This window comes from Rhodococcus sp. IEGM 1341 (assembly GCF_030056895.1).
Classification (GTDB): Bacteria; Actinomycetota; Actinomycetes; order Mycobacteriales; family Mycobacteriaceae; genus Rhodococcoides.
Window position 1 is genome coordinate 136,142 of sequence record NZ_JASHKV010000003.1, and the last position, 26,540, is coordinate 162,681.

Genomic DNA, 26,540 nt, shown 5'->3' on the forward strand with positions numbered 1-26,540 from the left:
TGGGTCGAGCTAGCCGAGCTCAGCCATTGCGGAGATGTCCGCCGGTGTCTTCAGGCCGAGATTGGCGACGCCGCGCAGTTCGCGTTTGGCGATACCGACAAGTGCGCCTGCCGGGGGCAGTTCGACGAGTCCGGTGACCTGCGCGGTACGTAGGTAGGCGTTGCACAGATCCCATCGCACGGGGCGAGTGACCTGGGCAGCGAGCTTGTTCAGGGCGTCGGCACCCGAGGAGACCGGCTGACCGTCCGAGTTGGACAGCAACGTCCGCGTCGGCTCCGACGGGGTGATGGCTGCAGCGGCTGCGGCAACGGTGTCGCCCGCGGACGCCATGTACTTGGTGTGGAATGCGCCTGCGACCGGTAGTGCGCGAACCCGAGCCTTCTCGGGTGCGCTCTCGGCCAACTCGGCGAGCTTGGTGAGCAGCCCTGCTGCGACGATCTGACCTGCAGCGTTGACGTTGGCCGGAGCGAGGTCCAGCTCTTCGAGGCGGGCCAGGACAGCAGCTTCGTCGCCCCCGAGCACGGCGGACATGCCGGTCGGCTCGAGCGCGCAGGCCTTGGCCATTGCTGCGCCACGGACGGCAGCGAGCGATACGGCGTCGTCGGAGGAGATGACGCCGGCGATCGCAGCGGCGGCGAGTTCGCCCACCGAGTGTCCGGCGATGACGGCGTCCTCGGGGAACAGGCCGCGCGACGCGATCTCCTCGAACGCGAGCAACGCCGACGCGACGACCAGAGGCTGGGTCACTGCGGTGTCGGTGATTTCCTCGGCGGTGGCTGTGGTGCCGAGGCGGACGAGGTCGAGACCGGAGGCCTTCGACCACAACGCGAGTCGATCTGCCGCACCCGGCAATTCGAGCCAAGGCAGCAGCATGCCGGGAGTCTGGGAGCCCTGACCGGGCGCAAGCAACGCAATCACAGGGTTAAGAGAACACCGTCGGGTGCCGAATGAGTGATGTCGCGCTCGATGAACTCTCGACAAGCAATTTGTGGGAACCCTACAAATTGCCTCGTGGGGATCCGCTATCGCCGAAGGGTGGTCCGGCGTTACGTGACTACTTCTCCGAATGTGACCTGTGTGACATATGGGGCAGGATGGGGCGGTTCGTGATGCGTTCGAGCCAACCTACCTACCGTTGCCGCAACCCTGAGTACGTACGCGTCGCGCGGATGCGTCGGGTCTCGACCGGTGACCTCGGCGATGCGCTTGAGCCGATACCGGACGGTATTTGGATGAACAAACAGCTGCCGTGCGCAGGTTTCCACCGCTCCGCCACAGTCCAGATAGGCGTCGAGGGTGTCGGCCAGTCCCGAACCTGCCGCGGCCAACGGGACGACCACGTGATCGTTCAACGCCGATATCGCCGCACCGTCGTTGAGCAGTGCGCGTTCGGGCAGTAGCTCGCCCGCATGCACCGGACGAGGCGCACCCCGCCACCCCGCCACGGCCTGCATCCCCGCGAATGCTTCCACCGCGCTCGAGTGCGCCGCACCGAGGGTGCGGGTGGTGGGGCCGATGACGACGGGTCCGTCCGAGAAGTTCTGCAGCATGTCGTCGATGAAGGCGCGATGGGTGGCAGTGTCGTCGAGCTGACCGCTGACCACCATCACCAGCCGCGTTCCCTGCACCACTGCCAGTGCGGCGCGGCCGTGCTTCTGCGCCACGGCGTGCACAGTTCCGACGACCGAGACGCCTCGATCGTCGGGAGGAGTGCCCACCAGCACCGTGGCGGGCGCGGTGGCGTCCCAGTTCAACGTGGCGGCACGCGAGAGCATGTCCGAGCCGGTATCTCCGCGTACGACAGCGTCGACCACGAGGGCTTCGAGGCGGGTGTCCCAAGCTCCGCGCGATTCGGCTGCGCTGGCGTAGACCGACGCGGCCGCGAAACCCAGCTCGCGCCCGTATCGCAACACGGCCTCGGTCAGGGCTACCAACTGCTGATCGTTGCGGGCCAGTGCCGGGAGCCACTGCTCGAAGAACTCCATCGCCACCCGCACCATGTCCACCGTCTGGCGCAGAGTGAGGCGTCGGGCAAGGTCCTGGGGAATGACCTGGAAGGCGTCCAGCGAGAAGCGAATATCGCTGTTGGGGTTCTTGAGCCATTCGAGGAAGTTGTCGACGGCTGTCTGAATCAACAGCTGGACGCTGGCACGTTGGGCGGCGTCGAGATCACCGAAGAACGGCAACTGCCCCTGCATCGTGGTGACGGCCTCGGTCGAGAGTCGGCCGGAGAACTGTTTGACGCGGCGCAGTAGCGCATCAGGCAGGGGATCGCGTTTCTGGCGGGAGGGTGCCAGTGAGGCGACCGGAAGGTGCACTTCGTTGTCCGAGGTCAACGATTCGCGCAACGCCTCACGGTAGGCGTCGCGTCGGGACACATCGCGTGATGACGCGCTGCCCGGTGAGTCGGGTTTCGCATCGGACATAAGGAGAACCTACGCCCGACCCCCGCCCCCATCGCGACGGACATGCTTCGCGACGTGGGACGGGGGTCGGCCGAACAGGGGTGGAACCTACGCCGAACCGGTGTCGGCGTACGACGTCGGAGCTGCGGTGACGTCGTCGATCTTGTACTTCTCCGCGGCCTCGACTGCCTTGGACTTGTCGATCTCACCGGACGCGGCGAGAGCGGACAACGTGGCGACGACGATCGACTCGGCATCGACGTTGAACACCCGTCGGGCGGCCGGACGGGTATCGGAGAATCCGAAGCCGTCGGTGCCGAGGGTGACGTAATCGCCCGGAACCCACTGACGGATCTGGTCCGGAACAGCGCGCATCCAATCCGAGGACGCGATGACCGGGCCGTTGGCGTCGGCCAGTGCCGAGGTGACGAACGGAACGCGCTTGTCGGCACCGGGGTTGCGCAGCGACTCCTTCTCGGCGTCGACGCCGTCGCGGCGCAGCTCGCCCCAGGACGTCACCGACCAGACGGCCGAACGCACGCCCCACTCCTCGAACAGCAGCTCACGGGCCTTGCGGGCCGAGACCATGCCGACGCCCGACGCCAGAAGCTGTGCCTCGGGTCCGTCGCCCTCCTGTGGGGCGGCGAACCGGTAGATGCCCTTGAGCAGACCCTCGACGTCGAGGTTCTCCGGCTCGGCCGGCTGTACGTACGGCTCGTTGTACAGGGTGATGTAGTAGAAGATGTTCTCGCCGCCGAAGCCTTCCACGCCCTCGGTGCCGCCGTACATCCGTCGCAGACCGTCCTTGACGATGTGTGCGATTTCGTACGAGAACGCCGGGTCGTAGGCCACGGCCGCCGGGTTGGTCGACGCCAACAGCAGCGAATGACCATCGGCGTGCTGCAGACCCTCACCGGTCAGAGTCGTGCGACCCGCGGTGGCACCGAGGACGAATCCGCGAGCCATCTGGTCCGCTGCAGCCCACAGACCGTCGCCGGTGCGCTGGAAACCGAACATCGAGTAGAAGATGTACAGCGGGATCATGACCTCGCCGTGCGTGGCGTACGAGGTGCCGACCGCGGTGAACGACGACGTCGAACCGGCCTCGTTGATGCCCTCGTGCAGGATCTGGCCGACCGAGCTCTCCTTGTAGGCGAGCATCAGCTCCGAGTCCACCGAGGTGTACAGCTGGCCGTTGCGGTTGTAGATCTTGAGCGACGGGAACCACGAGTCCATACCGAATGTGCGGGCCTCGTCGGGGATGATCGGCACGATTCGGTGGCCGATCTCCTTGTCTCGCAACAACTCTTTCATGACGCGCACGAGCGCCATGGTGGTGGCGACTTCCTGCTTGCCCGAGCCCTTGCGCAGCGTCTTGTACGTGTCGTCGCCCGGCTGCGGCAGCGGCTTGACGTCCACTCGCCGCTCGGGGACGAATCCACCGAGCTTGTTGCGGCGATCGAGCATGTACTGGATCTCGGGAGCGTCCGCACCGGGGTGGTAGTACGGCGGCATGTACGGATCCTTCTCGAGCTCCTCGTCGGAGATCGGGATGTGCTGGAGATCGCGGAACGTCTTGAGATCGTCGAGCGTCAGCTTCTTCATCTGATGCGTGGCGTTCCGGCCCTCGAAGTGCTTGCCGAGGGTGTAGCCCTTGATGGTGTGCGCCAGGATGACCGTCGGCTGGCCCTTGTGCGACATCGCGGCCGCGTAGGCAGCGTGCACCTTGCGGTAGTCGTGGCCGCCGCGCTTGAGGTTCCAGATCTCGTCGTCCGAGAGATCCTTCACGAGCTCCTTGGTGCGCGGATCGCGGCCGAAGAAGTGATCGCGGACATAGCTGCCGTCGTTGGCCTTGTAGGTCTGGAAGTCGCCGTCGGGGGTGGTGTTCATCAGATTGACGAGCGCGCCGTCGCGGTCCTTGTGCAGCAGCGAGTCCCACTCGCGGCCCCAGACGACCTTGATGACGTTCCAGCCGGCACCGCGGAAGAACGACTCCAATTCCTGGATGATCTTGCCGTTGCCGCGGACCGGGCCGTCGAGGCGCTGCAGGTTGCAGTTGACGACGAACGTCAGGTTGTCGAGGCCCTCGGTAGCGGCCACGTGCGCGAGTCCACGCGACTCCGGCTCGTCCATCTCGCCGTCGCCGAGGTACGCCCACACGTGCTGATCGGTGGTGTCCTTGATGCCGCGGTCGTTGAGGTAGTGATTGAAGCGGGCCTGGTAGATGGCGTTCATCGGGCCGAGACCCATCGATACCGTCGGGAACTCCCAGAAGTCCTGCATCAGACGCGGGTGCGGGTACGACGGCAGTCCGCCACCCTCGTTCACGTGGCTGGCCTCTTGACGGAAGCCGTCCATGCGCTCGGCCGGGATACGTCCTTCGAGGAAGGCGCGGGCGTAGATGCCGGGGGAGGCGTGACCCTGGATGAAGATGTGGTCGCCGCCGCCCGGGTGGTCCTTGCCGCGGAAGAAGTGGTTGAAGCCGACCTCGTAGAGCGCTGCCGACGAGGCATACGTGGAGATGTGGCCACCGACTCCGACGCCGGGACGCTGCGCGCGGTGCACCATGATCGCGGCGTTCCAGCGGATCCAGGCGCGGTAGCGGCGTTCCATCGACTCGTCGCCGGGGAACCACGGCTCGTTCTCGGTGGGAATGGTGTTGACGTAATCCGTCGACGTCAGCGACGGCAACGCGACGCGGCGCTCGCCGGCGCGCTCGAGCAACCTGAGCATCAGGTAGCGAGCGCGGTTGGGGCCGGACCTCTCCAACAAGCCGTCGAACGACTCGATCCATTCGTTGGTCTCGTCGTTGTCGATATCGGGCAGGTACGACGCGACACCCTCACGGATGACGCGGACCCGGCCGTCCGAGCCCTTCTTGCCTGCAGACGATGTGTTCTGCCGTTCGCCGCTGTTCACTTCGGACAACGTGTGCACTCCTCAATGTGGCGGACGCTCGGTGTGGCGCCCGGTCCCGGTAGTCCCGCCCCTGTGACGGCGGTCTACTTTCCTCGTTCTCGTGATTCCTCCCCAATCCTGCCGCATCTCGTCGGTTCTGGTAGTACAGAGGTCCGATACCCACCAGTAGAAATTTATGTACTCAATTTCGGCGCGGTCAGCTTGCGCGAACGGCTTCGACACTGTTCGCTTTGACTACTGCACCCACAATTCAAGGAGGTCACCACCGTGGTCGCCGCGGCGGACGCTCAGAACTACGCTCAGAAACTTGGCATCACTCGCGACATGGTCGTACAGGAGCTGGGCTGGGACGAGGACACCGACGATGATCTGCGCGCCGACGTAGAAGATGCGATCGGTGGCGAGACCCTCGACGAGGATTCCGACGAGGTGATCGACGTTGTACTGCTGTGGTGGCGCGACGGAGACGGTGACCTGGTCGATGCGCTCATGGATGCGATCGGTCCGCTCTCGGACGATGGCATCGTGTGGGTCCTCAGCCCCAAGACCGGCATGTCCGGTCATGTCGAACCCAGTGAGATTGCCGAGTCCGCCCCGACCGCAGGATTGACGCAGACCTCTGCGGCAAACCTCGGTGACTGGATCGGAAGTCGATTGGTTCAGCCCAAGACCCCTGCCACCAAGCGGTAGGCCGATGCTCGATACAGGAAGACGGTTCTAGATGCCGATCGAGGTTGGCGCAGTTGCGCCCGACTTCACCCTCAAAGACCAGAACAACCAACTGGTCACGTTGTCGTCGTACAGGAACGTGAAAAACGTTCTGCTCGTGTTCTATCCACTGGCCTTCACCGGCACGTGCCAGGGCGAGCTGTGCAGAGTGCGCGACGAGCTACCGACCTTCGAGAACGACGAGACTGCGATCCTGGCAATCTCGGTGGGTCCGCCTCCGACCCACAAGATCTGGGCTGCAGAACAGGGTTACACCTTTCCGCTGCTGTCGGACTTCTGGCCGCACGGTGAGGTTGCTCAGGCGTACGGCGTGTTCAACGACAGCGCCGGATTCGCCAATCGTGGAACGTTCGTCGTCGACAAATCCGGAATCATCAGGTTCGCCGAAATGAACGGACCCGGCGAGGCTCGCGACAGTTCTTCGTGGGCCGAGGCTCTCGCACAGGTGAGCTGACCTGCGGAATTGTAGTTAGAGATCAGACACGATAAATTTCTCCAAGCGTTCCGGTGGCCCGGGGTTGTCCCCAGGCCACCGGTACTCGGGCGTATAGCTCAGCGGTAGAGCTCTGGTTTTACACACCAGCGGTCGGGGGTTCGAACCCCTCTGCGCCCACCATTCACAGCGATTCTCGGTTCGCCCGAACTTCTCGCACGATCTGCTGCGCCCGGTGTTCCTCGGGCAGTCGATCGCCCTTGCCGAAGAGCTTGTGACGCAATGTCCCCGGCGTGTATTCGGTGCGATAGACACCGCGGCGCTGCAATTCGGGTACGACGTACTGCACGACGTCTTCGAATGTCCCCGGTGTGATGGCATACGCGAGATTAAAGCCGTCGACGTCGGTCTCGTCCACCCACTCCTGCAGTTGATCCGCGACCTCGCCGGGGGAGCCGACGATGCGTGGGCCGGCACCGCCGATGCCGCCCCACTCGGCGATATCGCGGACCGTCCACTCTTTGCCGTCGGCTCCGATGGACTGGAACGACGCAACGAACGACTGAATCGCGTTGCTCTCGACATTGCCGAGCGGCTCGTCGAGCGCATACCGCGACAGGTCGACGCCCATCCAGCCCGACATGAATACCAACGCACCCTCGGCACTGGCATACGACCGATACTCGGCGTGCTTGGCATGGGCGAGTTCAGAGGTCTCATCGGTGACGATGGTGAGCAGCTGATAGATCCGCGCCGAGTACGGATCGCGGCCGGCCTCGCGCAAGGCTCGACGGATATTCGAAACCGTCTGCGCCAGAATCTCCTTGGTGGGTGCGCCGACGAAGATCGCTTCGGCATTCTGCGCCGCGAACCGTACGCCCCGCGGCGACGCGCCGGCCTGAAAGATCACCGGCGTCCGCTGCGGCGACGGCTCGGCCAGATGGATACCCGGCACCGTGAAGTGCTTGCCGCGGTGGCCGATTCGATGCACCTTGGTGGGGTCGGTGAACACGCCGGTTTCGCGATCACGGACCACCGCGTCGTCGTCCCACGACGCCTCCCACAGCTTGTAGAGCACCTCGAGATATTCGTCGGCGTGATCGTAACGATCGTCGTGCTTCAACTGGTCGTCGTGGCCCATGTTCTGCGCCGCCGACGGCAGATACCCGGTCACGACGTTCCAGCCGATCCTGCCGTTGGTGAGGTGATCGAGCGTGGAGAGCCGTCGCGCGAACGGATACGGATGCTCGAAACCGGTACCCGCAGTGATGCCGAACCCCAGATGCTCGGTGACGGCAGCCTGCGCGCTGACGAGCAGGAGTGGGTCCGAGACCGGTATCTGCGCACCGTGCCGGATGGCGGCATCGTGATTCCCGCCGTACACGTCGTAGGTGCCGAGGACGTCGGCAATGAACAAACCGTCGAACAGGCCTCGTTCCAACAGCTTCGCGAGATCGGTCCAGTAGCCGAGTTCCTTGTATCGCCACGATTGATCGAGTGGATGACGCCAGAGACCGGGGGACTGATGCGCGACGCAATTCATGTCGAAAGCATTGAAACGAATCTCGCGTGACACGGGGTAACTCCTTCGGCGGGACGACCTGTCTGGATTCGACAGCGAGGCGACGCTACCGACGACTCAGACCGGTGGGAACAGTTCGGATCGTGATGAGTCGATAGCTGGTCAGTAGTGCTCCGATGCCTCACTCTTGCGCAGTCACATCAGCGAAAGAAGCGTCGGAGCATGATCGAAATAGCGCAATTGACCAAGACATACGGGGCGGGGGACAGCCGAGCCGTCGTACTCGACCGGCTGGACTTCACAGTTCAGGCCGGCGAGATCCTCGCTGTCGTGGGCCCCAGTGGAGCCGGCAAGAGCACGCTGGCCCAATGCATCAACCTGCTGACCCGGCCCACCTCGGGCTCCGTGATCGTCAACGGGGATGACCTGACGTTGTTGAATGCCAGGCAACTTCGGGTCGCGCGGCGGCGCATCGGTACCGTGTTTCAGTCGTCGAGTCTGCTATCGCGTCGAACCGTCGCGGAGAACGTCGCCTTACCACTGGACTTCCTCGGGGTCACGAAAGCCGAGACGGCCAGGAGGGTGGGCGAGCTTCTCGACCGAGTGGGGTTGTCCGACAAAGCCGCTCGCTATCCTTTTCAGCTTTCGGGCGGGCAGCGTCAACGAGTGGGAATTGCGCGAGCGTTGGCGCTTCGACCGTCGGTGCTGCTCTCCGACGAGGCGACCTCCGGCTTGGATCCGCAGACCACCGACTCGGTGGTGGAGTTGCTGCGTGAACTTCGTCGCGATCTCGACCTCGCCATCGTATTCATCACCCACGAAATGGATACCGTTCTGCGAGCTGCAGATTTGGTAGCCCGACTCGATCACGGACGCATCGTCGAATCCGGAAAGTTGGTCGATTTGCTGACCGACCACACGTCGGCGCTCGGCAACGAGTTGCGCCCCAGGCGGGACGACGCACCGGCTGCGGCCGGTGACGTGCAATGGAACGTGATCTACGACTCGCCCGAGGTTCCGCAGGACTGGATCGGGCGGTTGGGCCAGGATCTCGGCGCACCCGTCGCATTACTCGGAGCCTCGGTCCAGGTGGTCGCCGGAGTGGCTGTCGGCAGCGCCGCACTCGGCATCGGTGCCCACCTGAGTGCACGCGTCCCCGGTGCTCTCGCGGCGCTAGGACTTTCCGGATCCGCAGCATCCGACCAACCGGTACTCGAGGTGGCGTCGTGATAGCAATTGTGGCCGCAGGCAACAAGGTTCCGGTCGACGAGCTGCCTGCTCTACTCCTGCCTGCGCTCGGCGACACCCTCACGATGGTCGGGATCGTGATGTTCATCGTGGTGTTCGTGGGTGTTCCGCTGGGGTCCGCGCTGTTCAACCTTGGCCCCGGTGGGCTGTTCGAGAACCCGGTACTCCATGCGCCCATCAGCTGGATCGTCAGTATCGGACGGTCGTTGCCGTTTCTGATCCTGATGGCTGCACTGGTTCCGGTCACGCGATGGATCACCGGAACGAACATCGGTATCGCAGCCGCTGTGGTGCCGATGTCGTTGGCGGGCATCGCATTCTTCACCCGCATCGTCGAGAACTCCCTGCGCTCGGTCCCGACGTCGGTGGTCGACGTCGCCCGAGCGTCGGGTGGCTCCACGCTGCAGGTCACCACCACACAGTTGTCCGAGGCTGTGCCGTCGATCATCGGTGGACTGACCATCAACGTCATCGCCATGATCGAGTACTCGGCCATCGCGGGCACCATCGGTGCAGGCGGAATCGGTTATGTCGCAGTCACATACGGATATCAGCGATTCGACCACACCGTCATGATCGCAACGATCGTCATTCTGATTCTCACCGTCGCCGCCGTCCAGCTCGTCGGCGATGCTCTCGTTCGCTACACCACACCTCATCAACGCGCTGTGCGCACTGTCTGAACCACATTCGAAAGGTCCATCCACCATGACAACGTCCACCGAAGCACACGGCTTCGAGCTGAAGAACCGTCGAAAAGCTCCTTGGATCATCGCGGCCGTCGTACTGCTGATCGCCCTCGCCGTCATTGTCCGCATCGCCTTCTTCGGCGACACGGCCTCGGCGAACGAGACCGAGGGGGCAACCCTTGTTGTCGCCACTGCCGAAGGCAATGCATCCGAGCAGGCCCTGGTCGAATTCGTTGCCGATCAGGTTGCTCCCAAGTACGGCATCACGGTCGCGTACCGCGGACTCGCGGACAGCAACACCATCAACCGCGCCGTCAGCGAAGGTGAAGTAGCGGCGACCGTCTACCAACACAAGCTGTGGCTCGGCCAGGTCCTCGAATCCAACCCGGACTTCCGGGAGGAAGCCGCCACCCCGGTGTTCCGATGGGGCTTCGGCTTGTGGTCCGACAAGTACTCCGACCCGGCCCAATTGCCGGACGGCGCGACAGTGTCGCTCTACTCCGACCCGGCCAACGAAGCCCAAGGCCTGTGGGTACTCGAACGAGCAGGTCTGATCACCCTCGACCCGGCGGTCGACAAGTCGACGGCCACACAGAAGGACATCGTCGGCAACCCGAAGAACCTGAAATTCACTCTTCTGGATTTCGCAGCACAGTCGCGGGCGCTCCCGGATCTCGATGCAGCTGTGGGCTACACCGAGTACTACCTCGCCGCAGGCATCCCCGTCGAGAAGCAGATCTTCGCTCCGCCGGCACCGGACGAGTTCGCCGGCCAGCTCACGATCGGGAGCCGCTGGGCGGATACGGACAACATCAAGAATCTCGTCGCAGCGTTCAAGGACCCTGCGGTGCAGGAATTCCTGGCTACCGATCCGCGTATGAAGGACATCCTGCTACCCCTGCAGTAGCGGCACCCTGCGTCCGACGGTCCAGCGGCTGACCGTCGGGCGCAGCCGTGGTGTTACGTTCGACCCGCACCCGACGAACACCGACACGAGGCGGACGATGTGACCCGGTACGACGCCCTGACAGAACTGCTCGACGAGAGGCACTCGTGCCGGCAGTTCCTGCCGAAGCAGGTCTCGCGTGAGGTACTCGAACAGCTGCTGTCTGCCGCCCGGCGCACACCTTCGTGGTCCAACACCCAGTCGTGGCAGATCATCGTGACCGAAGGCGATGCCACCCGTAAGTTCTCCGACGCACTGGTGGAGCACGTGGCGTCCGGTGTGCCGCAACCGGACTTCCCTTTTCCCGCGAATTACAACGCCCTGCACCGAGCCCGGCGACGTGAATGCGGTGGCGCTCTGTACGAGAGCATCGGCGTGGTCAAGTCCGACACCGAGGCGACGACCCGTCAATTCATTCGCAATTACGAGCTGTTCGACGCCCCACACGCAGCCATCATCACCACCGACGCCGATCTGGGTGTGTACGGGGCGGTCGATTGCGGGTTGTATCTGCAGACTTTCCTGCTGGCCGCGCAGAGTCTCGGTCTTGCGGCCATCGCGCAAGCAGCCCTGGCCGCGTACTCACCGTTTCTGCACGAGTGGTTCGACATCCCGGACACTCGAAAAGTGGTGGCCGGCATCTCCTTCGGCTACCCCGACGAGACCCACCCGATCAACGGATTCCGCACCAGCCGAGCACCTCTGGACGAGACTGTGAGATTCGTCAGCGATTAGAGAGCGAGCTGCGGCCCGAACTTGGCCTCGATCTCGGCGAAGTACGCATCGGCCAACGCGACGAATCGCTGCTCGTCGAGCGCGATTCGATCGCCGACTGCGTATCCGAGAATGCTTTTGGCGGGATCCAAGTTTATGGTCGAATCGCTGGTCATGATGTCCTCGGCCGCTGTCATCGATGCGGCCAGGACGCGGACCTCGTTGAGTGGATTGCCGTTCTTCTTCTCCTGGCCGCTAATGCGGTGCAGGAAATAGACCTCGAGCGTCAGCACGAGATTGTTGAAGAAGGCGACGTCGAATGCCTCGTCCACGTCGGTGGTCGACGTTCGTTTAGACGCAACCGCACGGTAGGCGGCCAGCTGAGAATCCAGGCGCGCACGGCACGCGTCGATGTACTCGCGGGAGTACGACTTCACGGACAGCACGGGGGGAGATGCTATTCGGCGTCACGGGTGGACGCAGGGCAAACGTCAGCTCCGAAGACGACGAACCAGCTCTGTACCGACATCCGTCCCCGAACGCCAGGCGCTTTCCACCCTGGGCACTCCGGCTTCACACCACTGATCGCCCGCCAATCCGACGAAACGTCCGTCCTGCTGCTGAAGCGCGTAGTTCGAATCGTGCTGGGTCGCAGGCTTGGCGAAGGTCCATCGATGAGCGTGGGTCCACACGGGTGCCGCCGAGGCGACGGACAACTCGCGTAGCGCGTCGAGAACCGGGGCGATCGCGCCGTCTGGGTCTTCGAGATGCTGATGCGCTCGCTCCGACGTGGTGTGCACCACCAGAACCGGAGCGCCGTCGCCTCGGCGTGCACCGTCGTCGACGACGAAATCGATATCAGGATGATCGTTGACGAACGCCGCATCGCGGAAGGGGATGTCGAGCCCGTCGAACCCACACGCCACTGCGATGACAGGAACGTAATCGACGGCATCGGGGACGGCGGTCAGTCGCGCCGCCTGCGGATCCGGCATCGCGACCACGACGTGACCGTCGGGCAATTCGGTCAGCTCGGTGGAGTGTTCGATGTCGAAGCCGTCGAGCATGTTTCGTACCAGCGATCGCAGCCCGTTCGGGGTGGCCCAGCGAACCGGTCCGGTCGTTGTGCACGGAGCTGTTTCGGGCTTGAGGATGCCGAACGTGTTGGCCCACTGGCGCGCCAATCCGCCCGACTCCCAATCGGCGACCACCGTCGAGAATTCCTGATCACGAACGGTGAAGTAGCCGGCGCCCAGGTCGACGCGACGGCCGTGCAACTCCGGCGACGACATCCGCCCGCCCGGAGCTCGGCCTCGGTCGAGAATGCGGAACGGCACGTCTGCGTCGCGGAGAACCTGCGCGCAGGCCGCGCCGGCTATGCCCGCACCGACGATGGTGACCGGATCGGTGATGCTGCCCGCTGCGGAGTTCATGCGTCCAGTATGCCCGGATTCGCGCGAATATCTCTGTACCACCGCCTGTCTGGACAAATCGGTCACCCGCTGCGTCGGCGTTCACATTGTGTTCGACTACAGGGATGGCCATTACGGAGAAGCCGGAAACCGGCGAGAACGGACTCGGTACCAGCCTCAAGCCACGGCACGTGACGATGATTTCGATAGCCGGAGTCATCGGCGCGGGATTGTTCGTGGGTTCGGCCAACGCGATTGCGACGGCCGGCCCGGCGGTGCTGCTGGCGTACCTGTTCGCGGGAACACTCGTGATCCTGGTGATGCGCATGCTGGGGGAGATGGCGACGGCCAATCCCGACACCGGCTCGTTCTCCACGTATGCCACACGCGCACTCGGACATTGGGCCGGGTTCTCGGTCGGATGGCTCTACTGGTGGTTCTGGGTGTTGGTGATCCCGGTGGAAGCCACCGCGGCAGCATCGATTCTCACCAACTGGCTCGGCGGGGCCCAATGGATGTGGGCGCTGCTCATCGTCATTGCCCTCACCGCGACCAACCTGATCAGCGTCGGCAACTACGGCGAATTCGAGTTCTGGTTCGCGCTGGTGAAGGTGGTGGCGATCATCGCGTTCATCGGCCTCGGGATCGCGGCCATCTTCGGGTGGCTACCCGACTCGGAAGTCAGTGGTGTGGACCAACTGTGGGCCTCGGGCGGATTCATGCCGCTCGGCTTCGGCGCGGTGATCGCGGCCATGCTCACGACGATGTTCTCGTTCATGGGCTCGGAAATCGTCACCATCGCCGCTGCCGAATCCAAGGACCCGGCAAAGGGAATCACCCGCGCCACCAACTCGGTGATCTGGCGAATCTCGATCTTCTACTTCGGTTCCATCTTCGTCATCGTCGCGCTGGTGCCCTGGAACGAACTGGATCCCAATACGGGCTCTTACCAATTCGTGCTGTCCAAGATGGGAATTCCGCACGCCGAGACCATCATGGACATCGTCATTCTGACCGCCGTCGCGTCGTGCCTGAACTCGGCGCTCTACACCGCGTCGCGCATGCTGTATTCGCTCGGCGATCGAGGCGACGCACCCAGGGCGGTCAAGAAGATCACCACAAATGGGGTGCCGTGGATCGCGGTGATCGCCTCGATGGTGCTCGGCTTCCTCGCCGTGGTCGGAAACTACATCCTGCCCGAGAAACTCTTCACCTACCTGCTGGCGACCACCGGGGCCGTCGCCCTGTTCGTCTACCTTGCCATCGCCAGCAGCCAGCTGGTGCTGCGGCGTCAACTCGATCGCGACGACGAACGCCCTGCCGTTCGGATGTGGCTGTACCCGTGGTTGACCTACCTGGCCATCGGGTTCATCGTCTTCGTCCTGGTGATGATGGTGGTGCGGCCGGAGCAGCGGTCGTCGATCCTGCTCTCGGCCGTCCTCGCTGCAGTGACCGTGATCGGCGGAATAGTGGTGCAACGCCGAAATACGCGGCGCGACACTGTTGCCGCCCGCGCATCGGAGTGAGTGCGACTAGATTCCCGCGTACACCTGCCGGTACAGATCGACGATCTGTTCGGCGGTCGGCACGACCGGATTGTTGCCCGGGCTGCCGGACGCGAGTGCCTGCTCGGCCATCAGCGGTAACAGCTCGTCCCATTTCGCCTTGTCGATACCGAAGGTCTCCGGCGTCGGAACCTCCACCTCACGGCACAGTGTGACGATCGCATCCTGCAACTTGCCACCGGCAACCTGATCCGAATCGCTTTCCGACGCCGCGCCCAGTGCGCGTGCGCAGTCGGCGTAACGCGCCGGTGCTCCGTCGATCGAGAATGCGGTGACGGCAGGCAACAGCATCGCGTTGGAAAGCCCGTGTGCAACATGGAAATGCGCCCCGATGGGACGACTCATCCCGTGCACCAGGCAGACGCTCGCATTGGAGAAGGCCATTCCCGCCTGCGTCGAGGCGTGCATCATCGCCTCGCGCGCCTGCCGGTCGTCGCCGTCCCGATACGCCCGCAGCAACGACGTCCCGATCGTGCGAATCGCACTGAGCGCCAGACCGTCGGAGATGGGGTTGGCCTTCTTGCTGACGTACGCCTCGATGGCATGGGTCAGTGCATCGACGCCGGTATCGGCCGTCAGACGCGCCGGCATCGACATGGTCAGCTCGAAGTCGATGATCGAGGCGATCGGCAGGAACGACAGCCCGGGGCACAACATCTTCTCGTCCGAGGCGACGTCGGTGATGATGGTGAACTGAGTTGCCTCCGAACCACTTCCGGCCGTGGTGGGGATGGCGATGATCGGTAGGGCCGGGCCGGTCGACAGCACGGGAGCTTTGAAGTCCCGCATCGTGCCGCCCTGCACCGCGAGGATGGCCAACGCCTTGGCCGTGTCCATCGGACTGCCACCGCCGAACCCGATGATCGAATCGGCCGAATGCTGCTGCACCGCTTCGAGACCGGCGACCAACGAATCGGTCGTCGGATCCGGAACGGTGCCCGAGAACAATGCAGGCGTCTTACCGGCCTCGGTCATGATCTTCATCAAACGATCCGCCGAGCCGTTGCCGGCCATGAACGCATCGGTGACGAGCAACGGCCGTGACACGTGGAGGTCGGTCAGAACCGTCCCCAGCTCCTCGACGGAACCGTCGCCCAACTTGAGGAACCGAGGAAACGAAATATTGGCAACCATGGAGTGCTCCTTCGCTAGCTGTGTGGGGGCTCAGCTGTTTTCAGGGAAGCCGAGGTTGATGCCGCCGTGGCTGGGGTCGAGCCAGCGACTGGTGACAGCTTTGCCGCGGGTGAAGAAGTGAACACCCTCGGTGCCGTGGGCGTGGCTGTCGCCGAACAGAGAGTTCTTCCAGCCGCCGAAGCTGTAGTACGCCATGGGAACCGGGATGGGTACGTTGATGCCGACCATGCCGACCTCGACCTCGTTCTGGAAGCGGCGTGCCGCCCCACCGTCGTTGGTGAAGATGGCGGTGCCGTTGCCGTACGGGTTGTCGTTAATCAGCCGCAGGGCGTCGTCGTAGGTCTCGACGCGGACGACCGAGAGGACCGGTCCGAAGATCTCGTCGGTGTAGACGCTCATGTCGGGGGTGACGTGGTCGATGAGGGTGGGGCCGAGCCAGAATCCGTTCTCTCCACCGTCGGCCTTCACACCGCGGCCGTCGACCACGAGGGTGGCCCCGGCGGCTTCGCCTGCATCGACGTACGAGGCGACCTTGTCACGGTGGGCCTTGGTGACGAGCGGACCCATGTCTGCCCCTCGGGTGCCGTCGCCGGTGACCAGCGGGGTGGTCCGTTCGGCGATCTTCGCGACGAGTTCGTCGGCGATGTTCCCGACGGCCACGAGTGCGGAGATGGCCATGCAGCGTTCGCCTGCGGAGCCGAAGCCGGCGTTGACCATGGCGTCGGCGGCGAGGTCGAGATCTGCATCGGGGAGTACGACGGCGTGGTTCTTGGCGCCGCCGAGGGCTTGGACGCGCTTTCCGTGGGCGGTGCCGGTGGAGTAGACGTACTGGGCGATGGGGGTGGAGCCGACGAAGGAGATCGACTTGATCTTCTTGTTCTCGAGGAGTTCGTCGACGGCAACCTTGTCGCCTTGGAGGACGTTGAACACGCCGTCGGGCAGACCGGCCTCGGCCCAGAGTCGGGCGAGCCAGATACTCGCGCTCGGGTCTTTCTCCGAGGGCTTGAGTACCACGGTGTTGCCGGCCGCGATGGCGATGGGGAAGAACCACATCGGGACCATGGCGGGAAAGTTGAAGGGGGAGATGATGCCGACCGGTCCGAGCGGCTGGCGGATGGAGTAGACGTCGACGCCGGTCGACGCATTTTCGGTGTATCCGCCCTTGAGCAGATGCGCCATGCCGCAGGCGAATTCGACGACTTCCTGGCCACGAGAGATCTCGCCGAGTGCGTCGGAGAGCACTTTTCCGTGCTCGGAGGTGATGATCTCGGCGAGCTCGTTCTTCTTCGCGTTCAACAACTCTCGAAACGAGAACAGGATCGATGTGCGCTTGGCGAGGGAGGTGTCGCGCCACGCCGGGAATGCGGCTGCAGCGGCATCGATGACCGCCCGGGCGTCGCCCTGATCGGCCAGGGTGAGGGTGTCGGTGACCTCGCCGGTCGCGGGGTTCGTGACGGCCGCGGTTCGGTCGGAGGCGCCGGAATAGGTCTTTCCATCGAGCCAGTGCGCAATGACGTCGGTCAACGTTCGATCCTCCCTTCGGGTGTGTCCCGAGTCTCACTTGTAAGGATGCACATGTCAAAGGCCAAAACCGCAGATCGCTGTGCAGAAATGCACACCGTCGATAGTCTCGATGGGTGTTCAACGCAGACCACCTCCGCTACTTCCTCGAAGTGTCGAGGACCGGGCGTCTGACCGACGCCGCGCACACTCTCGGTGTGGACCACACCACCGTCGGTCGGCGCATCACCGCGCTCGAGAAATCGGCCGGGCAGCGCCTGTTCGACAGAACGCCGTCGGGTTGGCGACTCACCGAGGCGGGTCGACGCCTCGTCGGATATGCCGAGACCGTCGAATCGACACTCATCGCCGCCTTCGAGGATCAGACCTCCGACACCGGCACCCTGCGAGGGACCGTGCGCATCGCGGCCCCGGACGGGTTCGGAGCGTTCGTTCTGACACCGAAACTGGGGCTGCTCAGAGACAAGCACCCCGATCTCGACATCGAATTGGTCACCGCCACCGAGCACAACTCGTTGGCCACCAGGGAATTCGACATCGCAATCACGTTGGAGCGGCCGTCGCCGCGATTCGTGGTGACTCGCAGGTTGGCCACGTACTCCCTCGGGCTCTACGCTGCCGCCGAGTATCTCGCCGCGACGTCGCCCATCGACACCGTCGACGATCTGCGAGAACACACGCTGATCTCGTACGTCGACGCGCTGCTGGACGTGGCACCGCTGCGAATTCTGGATGCGATCCTGCCGGAGGGCCGCGCGCAGATTCAGACCAACAACATCACCGGGCAGTGGATCGCGGCGAGATCCGGGGTGGGAATTGCGCCCCTGCCAAGCTACATCGGTGAGCCGGACGAGGTTCTCACGTCGGTGTTGGACGGCGTCGTCTCGGTCGAGAGGACGTATTGGACGGTGGTGCCGCGAGAGCTGACCGGTCTGGCCCGGGTGAAGGTCGTCGACGAGTTCCTCAGGTCGGTCGTGACCGACGAGGAGCATCTCGTTCCTGTGTCGCAGTAACGACGGGAGAAGTGCACAGTCCGAGAGTGCCGGTGGCCGTTGATATTTGGACGTTTCGATGAGACGCGCGTCTCGTGATGACGGACACACGTGACGCCGACCTCAAAGAAGTGGGAAACAGTGAAGATAGGGGTAACAATCTGTTACAGACACATCCGCGGACGCGGATCCACTCGAGATTCTGGGGGAATCATGACACTGTTCGTAATTGCAACGGTCGGCTTCGTAGGAATGGCAATCGCACTGCTCAACGACGGAAGCGACATCGACTTCCGCGGTCGCCAGTTGGCAGGCGCGTACCGCCAGCGCTGAGTCCGGCATACCGAATTCCTGCGCCGGGTGCGCAGTTGGCAAGATTCGTGGGATGTGGACACACCCCCGAGCGATCGGCTTACTGGTCGGCTTTGGCCTCGATCGAGTGTTCGCAGACCCGCAACGCTGGCACCCGGTCGCAGGATTCGGCACCACGGCGCTGCGCGTCGAACACGTCCTCTATCGCGATAGTCGGGTGCTGGGCGTCGTCCATGCAGTCGCGCTGATCGGCTCGGTGACCGCACTCGGCGTCGGGTCGAACCGCGTAGCCGTTCGTGTGGGTGCACCCGCCGAGGTCGCCCTGGTTGCGGCCACTACCTGGGCCGCCCTCGGTGGCACGTCCCTGTCCAAGGTGGGCAGGCGGATGGCCGACCACCTCGACAACGACGACCTCGCGAGCGCACGCGCGTTGCTGCCGTCATTGTGCGGTCGGGATCCGGAACCACTCGACTCCGACGGCCTCGCGCGCGCCGCACTGGAGTCCATCGCGGAGAACACCTCCGATGCCACGGTCGGGGTGCTGGTGTGGGGAGCACTGGCCGGGGTCCCGGGAATTCTGGCCTATCGAGCGAGCAACACGCTCGACGCGATGGTCGGCTACCGGTCTCCGAAGTATCTGCGGTTCGGTTGGGCCGCAGCGCGAATCGACGATGTTCTGAACCTGCTACCGGCTCGCGTCACCGGAGTGGCGACGGTTGTCGCAGCGCCCTCGGTGCAGGGATCGCCCGCCCGAGCCCTGCAGATGTGGCGACGCGACGCCGCGCAGCACCCCAGCCCCAACGCAGGTGTTGCGGAGGCGTCGGCTGCCGGGGCGCTGGGGCTGCAGCTCGGCGGCAGAACGCAATACCGACACGGCGTCGAGATCAGGCCGACACTCGGTGACGGACATTCGCCGACCGCACGCGATCTTCGTCGATCGGTCGCACTCTCGAGCCGAGTGCAGGAACTGTCGGCGGTCGCGTCAGCGATTCTTGCCGTAGCGATCGGCCAAGCGAGGATCCGACGGCGTCGTCGGGCGTGACGCCGCGCGCGCCTTTGCCCGCTTCTCGCGTCGGGTGGGCAGCGTGAATTCTTCTTCCTCGTCCGGGCCGGCCTTGTTCTCCGGCTCGGGCTCGATGTCCGGCTCGCCGGACATCGCGTTCGCGAGCTCGGCACGTGAATTGCGGCGTTCCCGTATCTCCGCCCGAGCGAAATACGCCAGACCCAGCGGTGCCATGATGCCGAACGCCAGCCACTGCAGACCGTAGGACAGGTAGGGGCCCGCGTCGGTCTGCGGCAGCTCGATCAAGCCGAGACCGCCCGGCTGAGCGTCGTCGAGCTGTAGGTATCCGTCGATGGCGTCGACTCCGACCGCCGCGCCGATCTGTTCCGGGTTGATGTTGTAGACCTGCAGCCGACCGTCGTCCTCGACGGGCTCGCGCGAGGTGCCCTCGGCTTGGCGTACCCGTGCGTTCAGCGTCACTTCTCCGGCGGGTGCCGCCTCGAACTCGGGCGCTCTGGTTCCCTCCACCGGCAACACGTACCCGCGATTGACGAGCACGGTGGGCCCGCCGTCGATCACGAACGGGGTGATGACCTCGTATGCGGGCTGATCACGGATGCTGCGCAGTCGCACCAGCACGTCGGAATCGGTGACATAGGCCCCGGAGGCGATGACCCGACGCCACTCGTCCTCGGCCGGAAACCCGTTTGCGGTGAGAACGTCGGAGATCGGCACCGGATCCGCGTCGACGGATCGGGTGATCAGATCGTTGCGCGCGGACGTCGAGGTGTTTTTCCCCAACTGCCACGGAGCGAGCACGCTGAAGCACAGGAACGCGAAGGCCAGCACCACCGCAGCCAGCACCAACCATTTGGGTCGCAGCAAGAACGCTAACTTTCGCACTCCACCACGGTAGCCGGGTCAGCGAGAGAGTCGAGACCGTGCCCAGTCCAGCATGCCGGGAACGGCACTTTCGATCTGCTCGCGCACCTCGGTGAACGCCGAATCGGAGGAGTAGTACGGATCGGCCACCGAGGAGTCGTCGGCATCGGGATCGAACGAGCGCAACAGGGCCACCCGTTCGGCAGGCGCACCGAGCTGCAGCAATGCCTTCGCGTGGCCGGTGTCGAGCGCGACGATCAGATCTGCCGCCAGGTGATCCGGTCCGACCTGCGCTGCCTCGTGTTCGCTGTCGTATCCGTGGTCATCGAGCTCGGCGACGGTGCGTGGATCTGCGCCGTCGCCCACATGCCAACCGCCGGTCCCGGCACTCGAGACGCGCACCGCGTCGCCCAGACCGGCGTCGCGCAGATGCCCGGCGAAAACCTTCTCGGCCATCGGCGACCGGCAGATGTTGCCGGTGCACACGAAGGTCACGTGCAGTGGCTCGTTCACTGCACGGCCGCCGTGTTCTGCTCCAGCAACTTGGCCAGTTCGTCCATGCTCGACGCGGTGAACGCGGCGTCGTCGCTCTCGCCGTCGACGCCGTAGCCCCACTCCACGTACACCGTGGGAATGCCGAATCGAGCGGCACCGTGCACGTCGTGATCCCGATCACCGATCATGATCACCCCGGCCGTGCCGCCGTCCGCGGATTCCACCGGCTCGATGCCGAGGTTGGTCAGCGAATGCGCGATCACATCGGACTTCGCCCGTCGGGTGCCGTCGTTGCTTGCCCCGCCGATGAACTCGAAGTACCGCGACAGGCCGAAGTGGTCCAGAATCCGGACGGCGAATCGCTCCGACTTCGACGTCGCCACGCCGAGGCGTACGCCGCGATCCTGCAACCGCGTCAACACCGTCTCGATGCCGTCGAACGCGGTGTTCTCGGCCCAGCCCCGCTCGTCGTAGCGCTGGAAGTACGCCGCCAAGGCGCGCTGCGCTGCATCCTCGTCCAGGCCGAGCCCGCGCAATGTGTCGATCAGGGGTGGCCCGACGACCATCGACAGCTGTTCCTCGGTCGGTTCGGGAGCCTCCACCGACGCCAATGCATGGCGGAAACCGGCGTGAATTCCCGGTGCGGAATCGGTCAACGTCCCATCGAGATCGAACAGGACAACGGACGCGGGAGCATCGACAGACATGGCCCGAGCCTATCGGTGCGGGCTGTTCTGTGAAGGCGCGGCTACGCTCGTCGCGATGTCCGACACAGCTGCCGATCCCGATGCGCTACTCCGTCACCACGGCGACGTCGAGGTCGATTCCGGCTTCGTCGACTTCGCCGTCAACGTGCGCGGTGACGGACCGCCGGCATGGCTTCGCGATCGACTGGCCGCGGCACTGAGCGTATTGGGTTCGTACCCGAGCAAGGCCGCCGACAAGGCTGCACGAGAACAGGTGGCCGAACACCACGGCCGCTCACCGGACGAGGTGCTGCTGCTCAGCGGTGGGGCCGAGGGGTTCTCGATGCTGCCGCGTCTCGAGCCTGAGCTCGTTGCGACGATCCACCCGTCGTTCACCGAGCCCGACTGGGTGCTGGAGCAGGCGGGCATTCCGGTGCACCGAGTGATCCTGCCGCCGCCGTTCGAGCTCGATCCGACGCTCGTGCCCGATGCCGCCGACATGGTGATCCTCGGCAACCCGACCAACCCCACATCGGTTCTGCATCCCCGTGAGGCGGTATTGAGTCTGCGTGGATCCGGACGCACGCTGGTGATCGACGAGGCCTTCGCCGACGCCGTTCTCGGGTCGGGGGAGTCGATCGCTTCACAGCGCCTGGACGACGTGCTGGTTCTGCGCAGTCTGACGAAGACGTGGGCGCTGGCGGGATTGCGATGCGGATATGCGCTGGGCCATCCAGACGTCCTCGCGAGACTGCAGCACGGTCGCGCGCACTGGCCTCTGGGGAGTCTGCAGCTCGAAGCGATCCGCGCCTGCACCGAACCGTTCGCCGTCGATCAGGCACGCAGCGAGTCCGAGCGCATCGACCGCGAACGAACCGCGATGATCCCGCGACTCGAGGCTCTTGGCCTCTTCGTCGCAGGCCCGGCCCGGGGGCCGTTTCTGTTGGTGCGCGTCCAGGATGCCGACCTCGTGCGAGAACGACTGCGCGCGATGGGTATCGCGGTGCGGCGTGCAGACACGTTCCCGGGGCTCGACCGTCACTACCTGCGCGTCGCGGTACGGGACTCGCAGCAGGTCGACATACTGGTGGACGCGTTGAACACCGTTCTGTGAGGAGAGCATCGACCATGGCAGTGACACTGGCGGACGTCATCGAGGTACTCGACGACGCGTACCCACCCCGTCTGGCCGAGAGCTGGGACTCGGTGGGCCTGGTGTGCGGAGATCCCGAAGCTGTTGTGCAGCAGGTCGTGTACACCGTCGACGTCACCGACGCCGTGGTCGACGACGCCATCGCTGGGGGTGCCGATCTCATCGTCGCCCACCATCCCTTACTGCTCAAAGGCGTCGACACCGTCGCGGCCGACACCGCGAAGGGCTCGGTGATCCATCGCCTGATCAAGGCCGACTGCGCGCTGTTCACCGCCCACACCAACGCCGACTCCGCCGATCCCGGTGTCTCCGATGCACTCGCGTCCGCCCTGGGCGTGATCGACACCAGGCCGCTCGACCCCATTCCTGCTCCCGCACACGACAAGTGGGTGGTTTTCGTACCGACCTCCGACTCGGCCGCGGTGCGACGGGCAATGTTCGACGCCGGAGCCGGACAGATCGGCGAGTACAGCGAAGCCAGCTGGCAGAGCGCAGGACTCGGCCAATTCCGTCCGGGTCCGAATGCGCACCCGACGCTCGGTGTCGCCGGAGAGGTGCACACCGAGGCGGAGGATCGCATCGAAGTCGTTGCCCCGAAAGGAATACGTGCAGAGGTGCTTTCGGCAATGCGTCGGGCACACCCGTACGAGGAGCCCGCGTTCGATGTCTTCGAGTCCGCGGCCTTTCCGTCGTGCACCGGTTTGGGGCGCATCGGAAAGCTACCGAATCCGATGACCCTTGCCGAGTTCACCGAGGTCGTCCGCGAGGCGTTGCCTGCCACGACATGGGGAGTACGTGCGGCAGGGAATCCTGAGGCCACGGTCTCGGTGGTTGCGATGTGTGGGGGAGCGGGTGACTCGTTCCTGTCCGCGGTGGCGCGCACCGACGCCGACGTGTACGTCACCTCGGATCTGCGGCACCACCCCGTCGACGAGCATCTGCGCGCCGGTGGACCCGCCGTGATCGACACCGCGCACTGGGCCTCGGAGTTTCCGTGGTGCGAACAGGCGAGAGGCATCGTCGACGCCGCGTTCGGCGACACCGACGGGTGGAGCAGCCGGGTCACCGACGTGCGTACCGACCCGTGGACGCTGTGACCATCGAGCCCAGCGACCGACGGTGAGGTGGATCCGGCTGTCTGGGTTTCGGGTAGCCGGTAGGGTGATCTCTTATCAACTTCCATAGTCGCAGGAGTCATCAAGCGTGAACGTCGATCCCAAAGTCCAGGCCTCGCTGCTCGAATTGGCCGGTGTGGATACCGAACTCTCGCAGATCGCCCACCGCCGCAAGAGCCTCCCCGAGCAGCAAGAGGTGGACAAGCTCGAGACCGAGCGCACCACCCGCAAGGACGCCGCGGTGACGGTGCAGATCTCGATGGACGACCTCGATCGGGACATCCGCAAACTCGAAGGCGAGGTCGACGCGGTCCGGCAACGCGAGGCTCGCGACAAGAAGATGCTCGAGAGCGGCACCATCGCCCCGAAGCAGATGACCGAACTGCAGCACGAACTCGGCAGCCTCGAGCGTCGCCAGGGCATCCTCGAGGAGGAACTGCTCGAGGTCATGGAGCAGCGCGAGGCCAGTGAGCGGGACTACGAGCACGCCGGTGCGCAGCTGACGCAGATCGAAGACGAACTCGTCGACGCCGGCCGTCGCCGCGACGACGCCGTCGCAGACCTCGATGTCGCCGAGAAGCGCAGCGCCGAGCGCCGCGAATCGTTGGCCTCGGGATTGCCCACGGATCTGCTTGCGCTCTACGAGAAGCAGCGAGCGCTCACCGGCCGCGGTGCGGCACTGCTGCAGGCTCGCCGTTGCGGAGCGTGTCGCATCGAACTCGATCGCAACGAGATTGCAAGCATCGCCAACAAGCCCGCGGACGCTCTCATCCGTTGCTCCGAGTGCAATGCAATCCTGGTGCGCACCAAGGAATCCGGAATTTGAGTCAGGTATCGAGGGTCGTCGCCGAGGCCGACGGTGGATCGCGGGGTAACCCCGGCCCGGCCGGGTACGGCGCAGTGGTGTTCAGTGCCGATCGCTCGCAGGTTCTGGCCGAGCGTCGGGCATCGCTCGGCGTGGCCACGAACAACGTCGCCGAGTACAACGGACTGATCGCAGCACTGAGCGCGGCTCGTGATGTCGGGGCCCGTGAGGTTGCAGTCCGAATGGACTCCAAACTCGTCGTCGAACAGATGTCCGGGCGCTGGAAAGTGAAGCACCCGGACATGATTCCGCTTCAGCGAAAAGCGGCCGAACTGGCCCGCCACTTCGATTCCGTGACCTACGAGTGGATTCCGCGTTCGCAGAACTCGCACGCCGATGCACTGGCGAACGAGGCGATGGACGCCGCGGCCGAGGGCGCGGACCTGTCGGAATTGCCCGATGCCGAGCCGGTAGCGAAGAAGGTCGAGTCGCCCGGCTGGACCGGTGCGATGGGGGAGCCGACTCGCCTGCTGTTGCTGCGTCACGGCCAGACCCCGATGTCGGTGGACCGACGCTACTCCGGCCGCGGCAACCCCGATCTCACCGAATTGGGTCGACGTCAAGCCGATTCTGCCGCAACGGTTCTGGGCTCGCGTACCGATATCGATGCCATCGTTGCCTCGCCGCTGGCTCGCGCACAGCAGACCGCCTCGGCCACCGCTGGCATTCTCGGATTGCCCGTCACCACCGTCGACGGACTCATCGAGACCGACTTCGGCGACTGGGAAGGCCTCACGTTCACCGAGGCCATGGAACGTCACCCCGACGCGCACAAGGCGTGGCGCGGTGACACCTCCGTCGCACCGCCGAACGGGGAGAGCTTCGACGCGGTGCGCACGCGCATCGAAACGACCCGCGACCAGTTGCTCACCGAGTACGCCGGGAAGACCCTGCTGGTGGTCACTCATGTCACCCCGATCAAGATGCTGCTGCAACTCGCACTCGACGTCGGCCCGTCGCTGCTGTATCGACTGCACCTCGATCTCGCGTCGCTGAGCATCGCCGAGTTCTACCCCGACGGCGGGGCATCGGTGCGATTGGTGAACGACACCTCGCACCTGGGTCGACTGGCCTGACGGCCGGATGGCGCGGGTAACTGCACGTTGACGACTGAGCAGGTAGCGCCGTCATAGTCGGTGGTGCCGCAGTGACCGCGGATAAACTGCACGAGTGACCGTCGCCAGAGCGCATTCCGAACTGCTGTCTGTCGAGCAGTGGCGCGCGCTGGGTGAAGACGATTTTCACGCCGAAATGCAGGAGGGTGTGCTGATCGCGTCACCGCGACCGTCGAAAGCCCACGCCCGAATTCTGTTTCGACTGTGCGCACAGCTCGACGACCAGTTGCAGGGCGGTCTGGAGGCATTACCGGAGGTCGAGGTTGTCGTCGATTCGGTAACGCCGGCGACGGTGCGGGTACCCGACGTGGTGGTGTGCGCAATCGACTCACCTGAGGCGCTGCTTGCCGAAGACGTCGTGTTGGTTGTCGAGGTGATCTCGCCTGGGTCTCGTCGTACTGATGTGGTGACGAAACGCAGCGAGTACGCCGACGCGAGGATTCCCCATTACTGGATTGTCGATCCGGATGCAGCCACGCTCACAACGCTGGATCTGAGTCCGCACGGATATGTCGAGCAGGTTCGTCGAGGGCGATGCGTCATCGAAGCTCCAGTGCCACTGACGATCGATCTCGACGCTGCGTTGAGCTGACAAGACTGTCCATAGTCGTGTGGTACCTCATTGGCGTTCCGTTCCCACTCGGCAGCCCGCGTTCATCGAAAGTAACTGCTTTACAGTCGATCT

Annotated in this window: 25 protein-coding genes and 1 tRNA gene; 15 read left to right on the forward strand and 11 right to left on the reverse strand. The window is 64.5% G+C overall.

The features are described from left to right. Positions 1 to 9: 9 nt before the first annotated feature. From QM615_RS10075 to aceE, 3 genes are all read right to left on the reverse strand, one after another. Complete coding sequence (locus tag QM615_RS10075) at positions 10 to 918, reverse strand: ACP S-malonyltransferase (protein WP_149406177.1); 909 nt, start codon at positions 916 to 918, stop codon at positions 10 to 12. Between the two features lie 128 nt (positions 919 to 1,046). Beyond that, positions 1,047 to 2,426 (reverse strand): PucR family transcriptional regulator, encoded by a 1,380-nt coding sequence (locus QM615_RS10080; protein ID WP_231893914.1) that lies wholly within the window; start codon positions 2,424 to 2,426, stop codon positions 1,047 to 1,049. An 87-nt stretch (positions 2,427 to 2,513) separates the two neighbouring features. Continuing rightward, positions 2,514 to 5,333 (reverse strand): pyruvate dehydrogenase (acetyl-transferring), homodimeric type, encoded by a 2,820-nt coding sequence (gene aceE, locus QM615_RS10085; RefSeq protein ID WP_269593833.1) that lies wholly within the window; start codon positions 5,331 to 5,333, stop codon positions 2,514 to 2,516. A 258-nt stretch (positions 5,334 to 5,591) separates the two neighbouring features. Between aceE and QM615_RS10090 the strand changes: the two genes are divergently transcribed. The 3 genes from QM615_RS10090 (at position 5,592) to QM615_RS10100 (ending at position 6,669) form a co-directional block, all read left to right on the forward strand. After that, positions 5,592 to 6,014 (forward strand): DUF3052 domain-containing protein, encoded by a 423-nt coding sequence (locus QM615_RS10090; RefSeq protein WP_032379129.1) that lies wholly within the window; start codon positions 5,592 to 5,594, stop codon positions 6,012 to 6,014. 31 nt (positions 6,015 to 6,045) lie between these two features. Beyond that, a complete protein-coding gene (locus QM615_RS10095; protein WP_094640166.1) occupies positions 6,046 to 6,507 on the forward strand; it encodes a peroxiredoxin in 462 nt (153 codons plus the stop codon). Positions 6,508 to 6,594: 87 nt separating this feature from the next. Continuing rightward, positions 6,595 to 6,669, forward strand: a tRNA-Val gene (locus QM615_RS10100). A gap of 1 nt (position 6,670) precedes the next feature. On the opposite strand, the gene QM615_RS10105 is transcribed toward QM615_RS10100, so the two are convergent. Then, positions 6,671 to 8,062: an LLM class flavin-dependent oxidoreductase gene (locus QM615_RS10105; protein ID WP_317548607.1), complete on the reverse strand. Its 1,392-nt coding sequence runs from the start codon at positions 8,060 to 8,062 to the stop codon at positions 6,671 to 6,673. Between the two features lie 168 nt (positions 8,063 to 8,230). On the opposite strand from QM615_RS10105, the gene QM615_RS10110 reads away from it, so the two are divergent. The 4 genes from QM615_RS10110 (at position 8,231) to QM615_RS10125 (ending at position 11,626) form a co-directional block, all read left to right on the forward strand. Next, positions 8,231 to 9,238, forward strand: coding sequence for a methionine ABC transporter ATP-binding protein (locus tag QM615_RS10110; RefSeq protein ID WP_283347301.1), 1,008 nt, complete (start codon positions 8,231 to 8,233; stop codon positions 9,236 to 9,238). A gap of 83 nt (positions 9,239 to 9,321) precedes the next feature. Beyond that, the gene (locus QM615_RS10115; protein ID WP_283347328.1) at positions 9,322 to 9,939 is read left to right on the forward strand and encodes a methionine ABC transporter permease; all 618 of its coding nucleotides are present in this window, start codon (positions 9,322 to 9,324) and stop codon (positions 9,937 to 9,939) included. A 25-nt stretch (positions 9,940 to 9,964) separates the two neighbouring features. Then, a complete protein-coding gene (locus QM615_RS10120) occupies positions 9,965 to 10,852 on the forward strand; it encodes a MetQ/NlpA family ABC transporter substrate-binding protein (RefSeq protein ID WP_283347302.1) in 888 nt (295 codons plus the stop codon). A 99-nt stretch (positions 10,853 to 10,951) separates the two neighbouring features. Next, a complete protein-coding gene (locus tag QM615_RS10125; protein ID WP_283347303.1) occupies positions 10,952 to 11,626 on the forward strand; it encodes a nitroreductase in 675 nt (224 codons plus the stop codon). On the opposite strand, the gene QM615_RS10130 is transcribed toward QM615_RS10125, so the two are convergent. Both QM615_RS10130 and QM615_RS10135 read right to left on the reverse strand, forming a co-directional pair. Next, positions 11,623 to 12,051, reverse strand: a complete 429-nt coding sequence (locus QM615_RS10130) for a hypothetical protein (RefSeq protein WP_283347304.1) — start codon at positions 12,049 to 12,051, stop codon at positions 11,623 to 11,625. The genes QM615_RS10125 and QM615_RS10130 overlap by 4 nt on opposite strands. A 45-nt stretch (positions 12,052 to 12,096) precedes the next feature. Further along, positions 12,097 to 13,038: an NAD(P)/FAD-dependent oxidoreductase gene (locus tag QM615_RS10135; RefSeq protein WP_283347305.1), complete on the reverse strand. Its 942-nt coding sequence runs from the start codon at positions 13,036 to 13,038 to the stop codon at positions 12,097 to 12,099. A 104-nt stretch (positions 13,039 to 13,142) separates the two neighbouring features. Here QM615_RS10135 and QM615_RS10140 point away from each other — a divergent pair, with 104 nt between their 5' ends. After that, positions 13,143 to 14,543: an amino acid permease gene (locus QM615_RS10140; protein WP_283347306.1), complete on the forward strand. Its 1,401-nt coding sequence runs from the start codon at positions 13,143 to 13,145 to the stop codon at positions 14,541 to 14,543. A 6-nt stretch (positions 14,544 to 14,549) separates the two neighbouring features. Here the strand turns inward: QM615_RS10140 and QM615_RS10145 are convergent, their stop codons facing one another. After that, positions 14,550 to 15,716 carry an iron-containing alcohol dehydrogenase gene (locus QM615_RS10145; RefSeq protein WP_283347307.1) on the reverse strand — a complete coding sequence of 389 codons (1,167 nt, stop codon included), beginning with the start codon at positions 15,714 to 15,716 and terminating at the stop codon, positions 14,550 to 14,552. Between the two features lie 30 nt (positions 15,717 to 15,746). Then, on the reverse strand, positions 15,747 to 17,240 hold the full coding sequence (locus QM615_RS10150) for a CoA-acylating methylmalonate-semialdehyde dehydrogenase (RefSeq protein ID WP_283347308.1): 1,494 nt from the start codon (positions 17,238 to 17,240) through the stop codon (positions 15,747 to 15,749). Between the two features lie 113 nt (positions 17,241 to 17,353). Between QM615_RS10150 and QM615_RS10155 the strand changes: the two genes are divergently transcribed. Together QM615_RS10155 and QM615_RS10160 are read left to right on the forward strand one after the other, a co-directional pair. Then, positions 17,354 to 18,250 (forward strand): LysR family transcriptional regulator, encoded by an 897-nt coding sequence (locus QM615_RS10155; protein ID WP_283347309.1) that lies wholly within the window; start codon positions 17,354 to 17,356, stop codon positions 18,248 to 18,250. A 364-nt stretch (positions 18,251 to 18,614) separates the two neighbouring features. Further along, positions 18,615 to 19,583, forward strand: a complete 969-nt coding sequence (locus QM615_RS10160; RefSeq protein ID WP_283347310.1) for a cobalamin biosynthesis protein — start codon at positions 18,615 to 18,617, stop codon at positions 19,581 to 19,583. Here QM615_RS10160 and QM615_RS10165 read toward each other — a convergent pair. From QM615_RS10165 to QM615_RS10175, 3 genes are read right to left on the reverse strand one after another with little or no spacing between them, the layout of a single operon-like run. Continuing rightward, positions 19,524 to 20,447 (reverse strand): SURF1 family cytochrome oxidase biogenesis protein, encoded by a 924-nt coding sequence (locus tag QM615_RS10165; protein WP_283347311.1) that lies wholly within the window; start codon positions 20,445 to 20,447, stop codon positions 19,524 to 19,526. The two genes, QM615_RS10160 and QM615_RS10165, sit on opposite strands and share 60 nt — an antisense overlap. A gap of 18 nt (positions 20,448 to 20,465) precedes the next feature. Next, positions 20,466 to 20,939, reverse strand: coding sequence for a low molecular weight protein-tyrosine-phosphatase (locus QM615_RS10170; protein WP_283347312.1), 474 nt, complete (start codon positions 20,937 to 20,939; stop codon positions 20,466 to 20,468). Next, the gene (locus QM615_RS10175) at positions 20,936 to 21,628 is read right to left on the reverse strand and encodes an HAD-IA family hydrolase (RefSeq protein WP_283347313.1); all 693 of its coding nucleotides are present in this window, start codon (positions 21,626 to 21,628) and stop codon (positions 20,936 to 20,938) included. The genes QM615_RS10170 and QM615_RS10175 overlap by 4 nt, the downstream gene beginning before the upstream one ends. Positions 21,629 to 21,683: 55 nt before the next feature. Here QM615_RS10175 and cobC point away from each other — a divergent pair, with 55 nt between their 5' ends. From cobC to QM615_RS10200, 5 genes are all read left to right on the forward strand, one after another. Further along, on the forward strand, positions 21,684 to 22,721 hold the full coding sequence (gene cobC / locus QM615_RS10180) for an Rv2231c family histidinol phosphate aminotransferase CobC (protein WP_283347314.1): 1,038 nt from the start codon (positions 21,684 to 21,686) through the stop codon (positions 22,719 to 22,721). 14 nt (positions 22,722 to 22,735) lie between these two features. Next, positions 22,736 to 23,857 (forward strand): Nif3-like dinuclear metal center hexameric protein, encoded by a 1,122-nt coding sequence (locus tag QM615_RS10185; RefSeq protein WP_283347315.1) that lies wholly within the window; start codon positions 22,736 to 22,738, stop codon positions 23,855 to 23,857. 106 nt (positions 23,858 to 23,963) lie between these two features. Further along, entirely contained in the window at positions 23,964 to 24,701 is a 738-nt protein-coding gene (locus QM615_RS10190) for a zinc ribbon domain-containing protein (protein ID WP_283347316.1), read from the forward strand. Then, complete coding sequence (locus QM615_RS10195) at positions 24,698 to 25,816, forward strand: bifunctional RNase H/acid phosphatase (protein WP_283347317.1); 1,119 nt, start codon at positions 24,698 to 24,700, stop codon at positions 25,814 to 25,816. Before QM615_RS10190 ends, QM615_RS10195 begins: the two co-directional genes overlap by 4 nt. Positions 25,817 to 25,910: 94 nt before the next feature. Continuing rightward, positions 25,911 to 26,447 (forward strand): Uma2 family endonuclease, encoded by a 537-nt coding sequence (locus QM615_RS10200; protein WP_149406158.1) that lies wholly within the window; start codon positions 25,911 to 25,913, stop codon positions 26,445 to 26,447. The last annotated feature ends 93 nt before the right edge of the window (positions 26,448 to 26,540 follow it).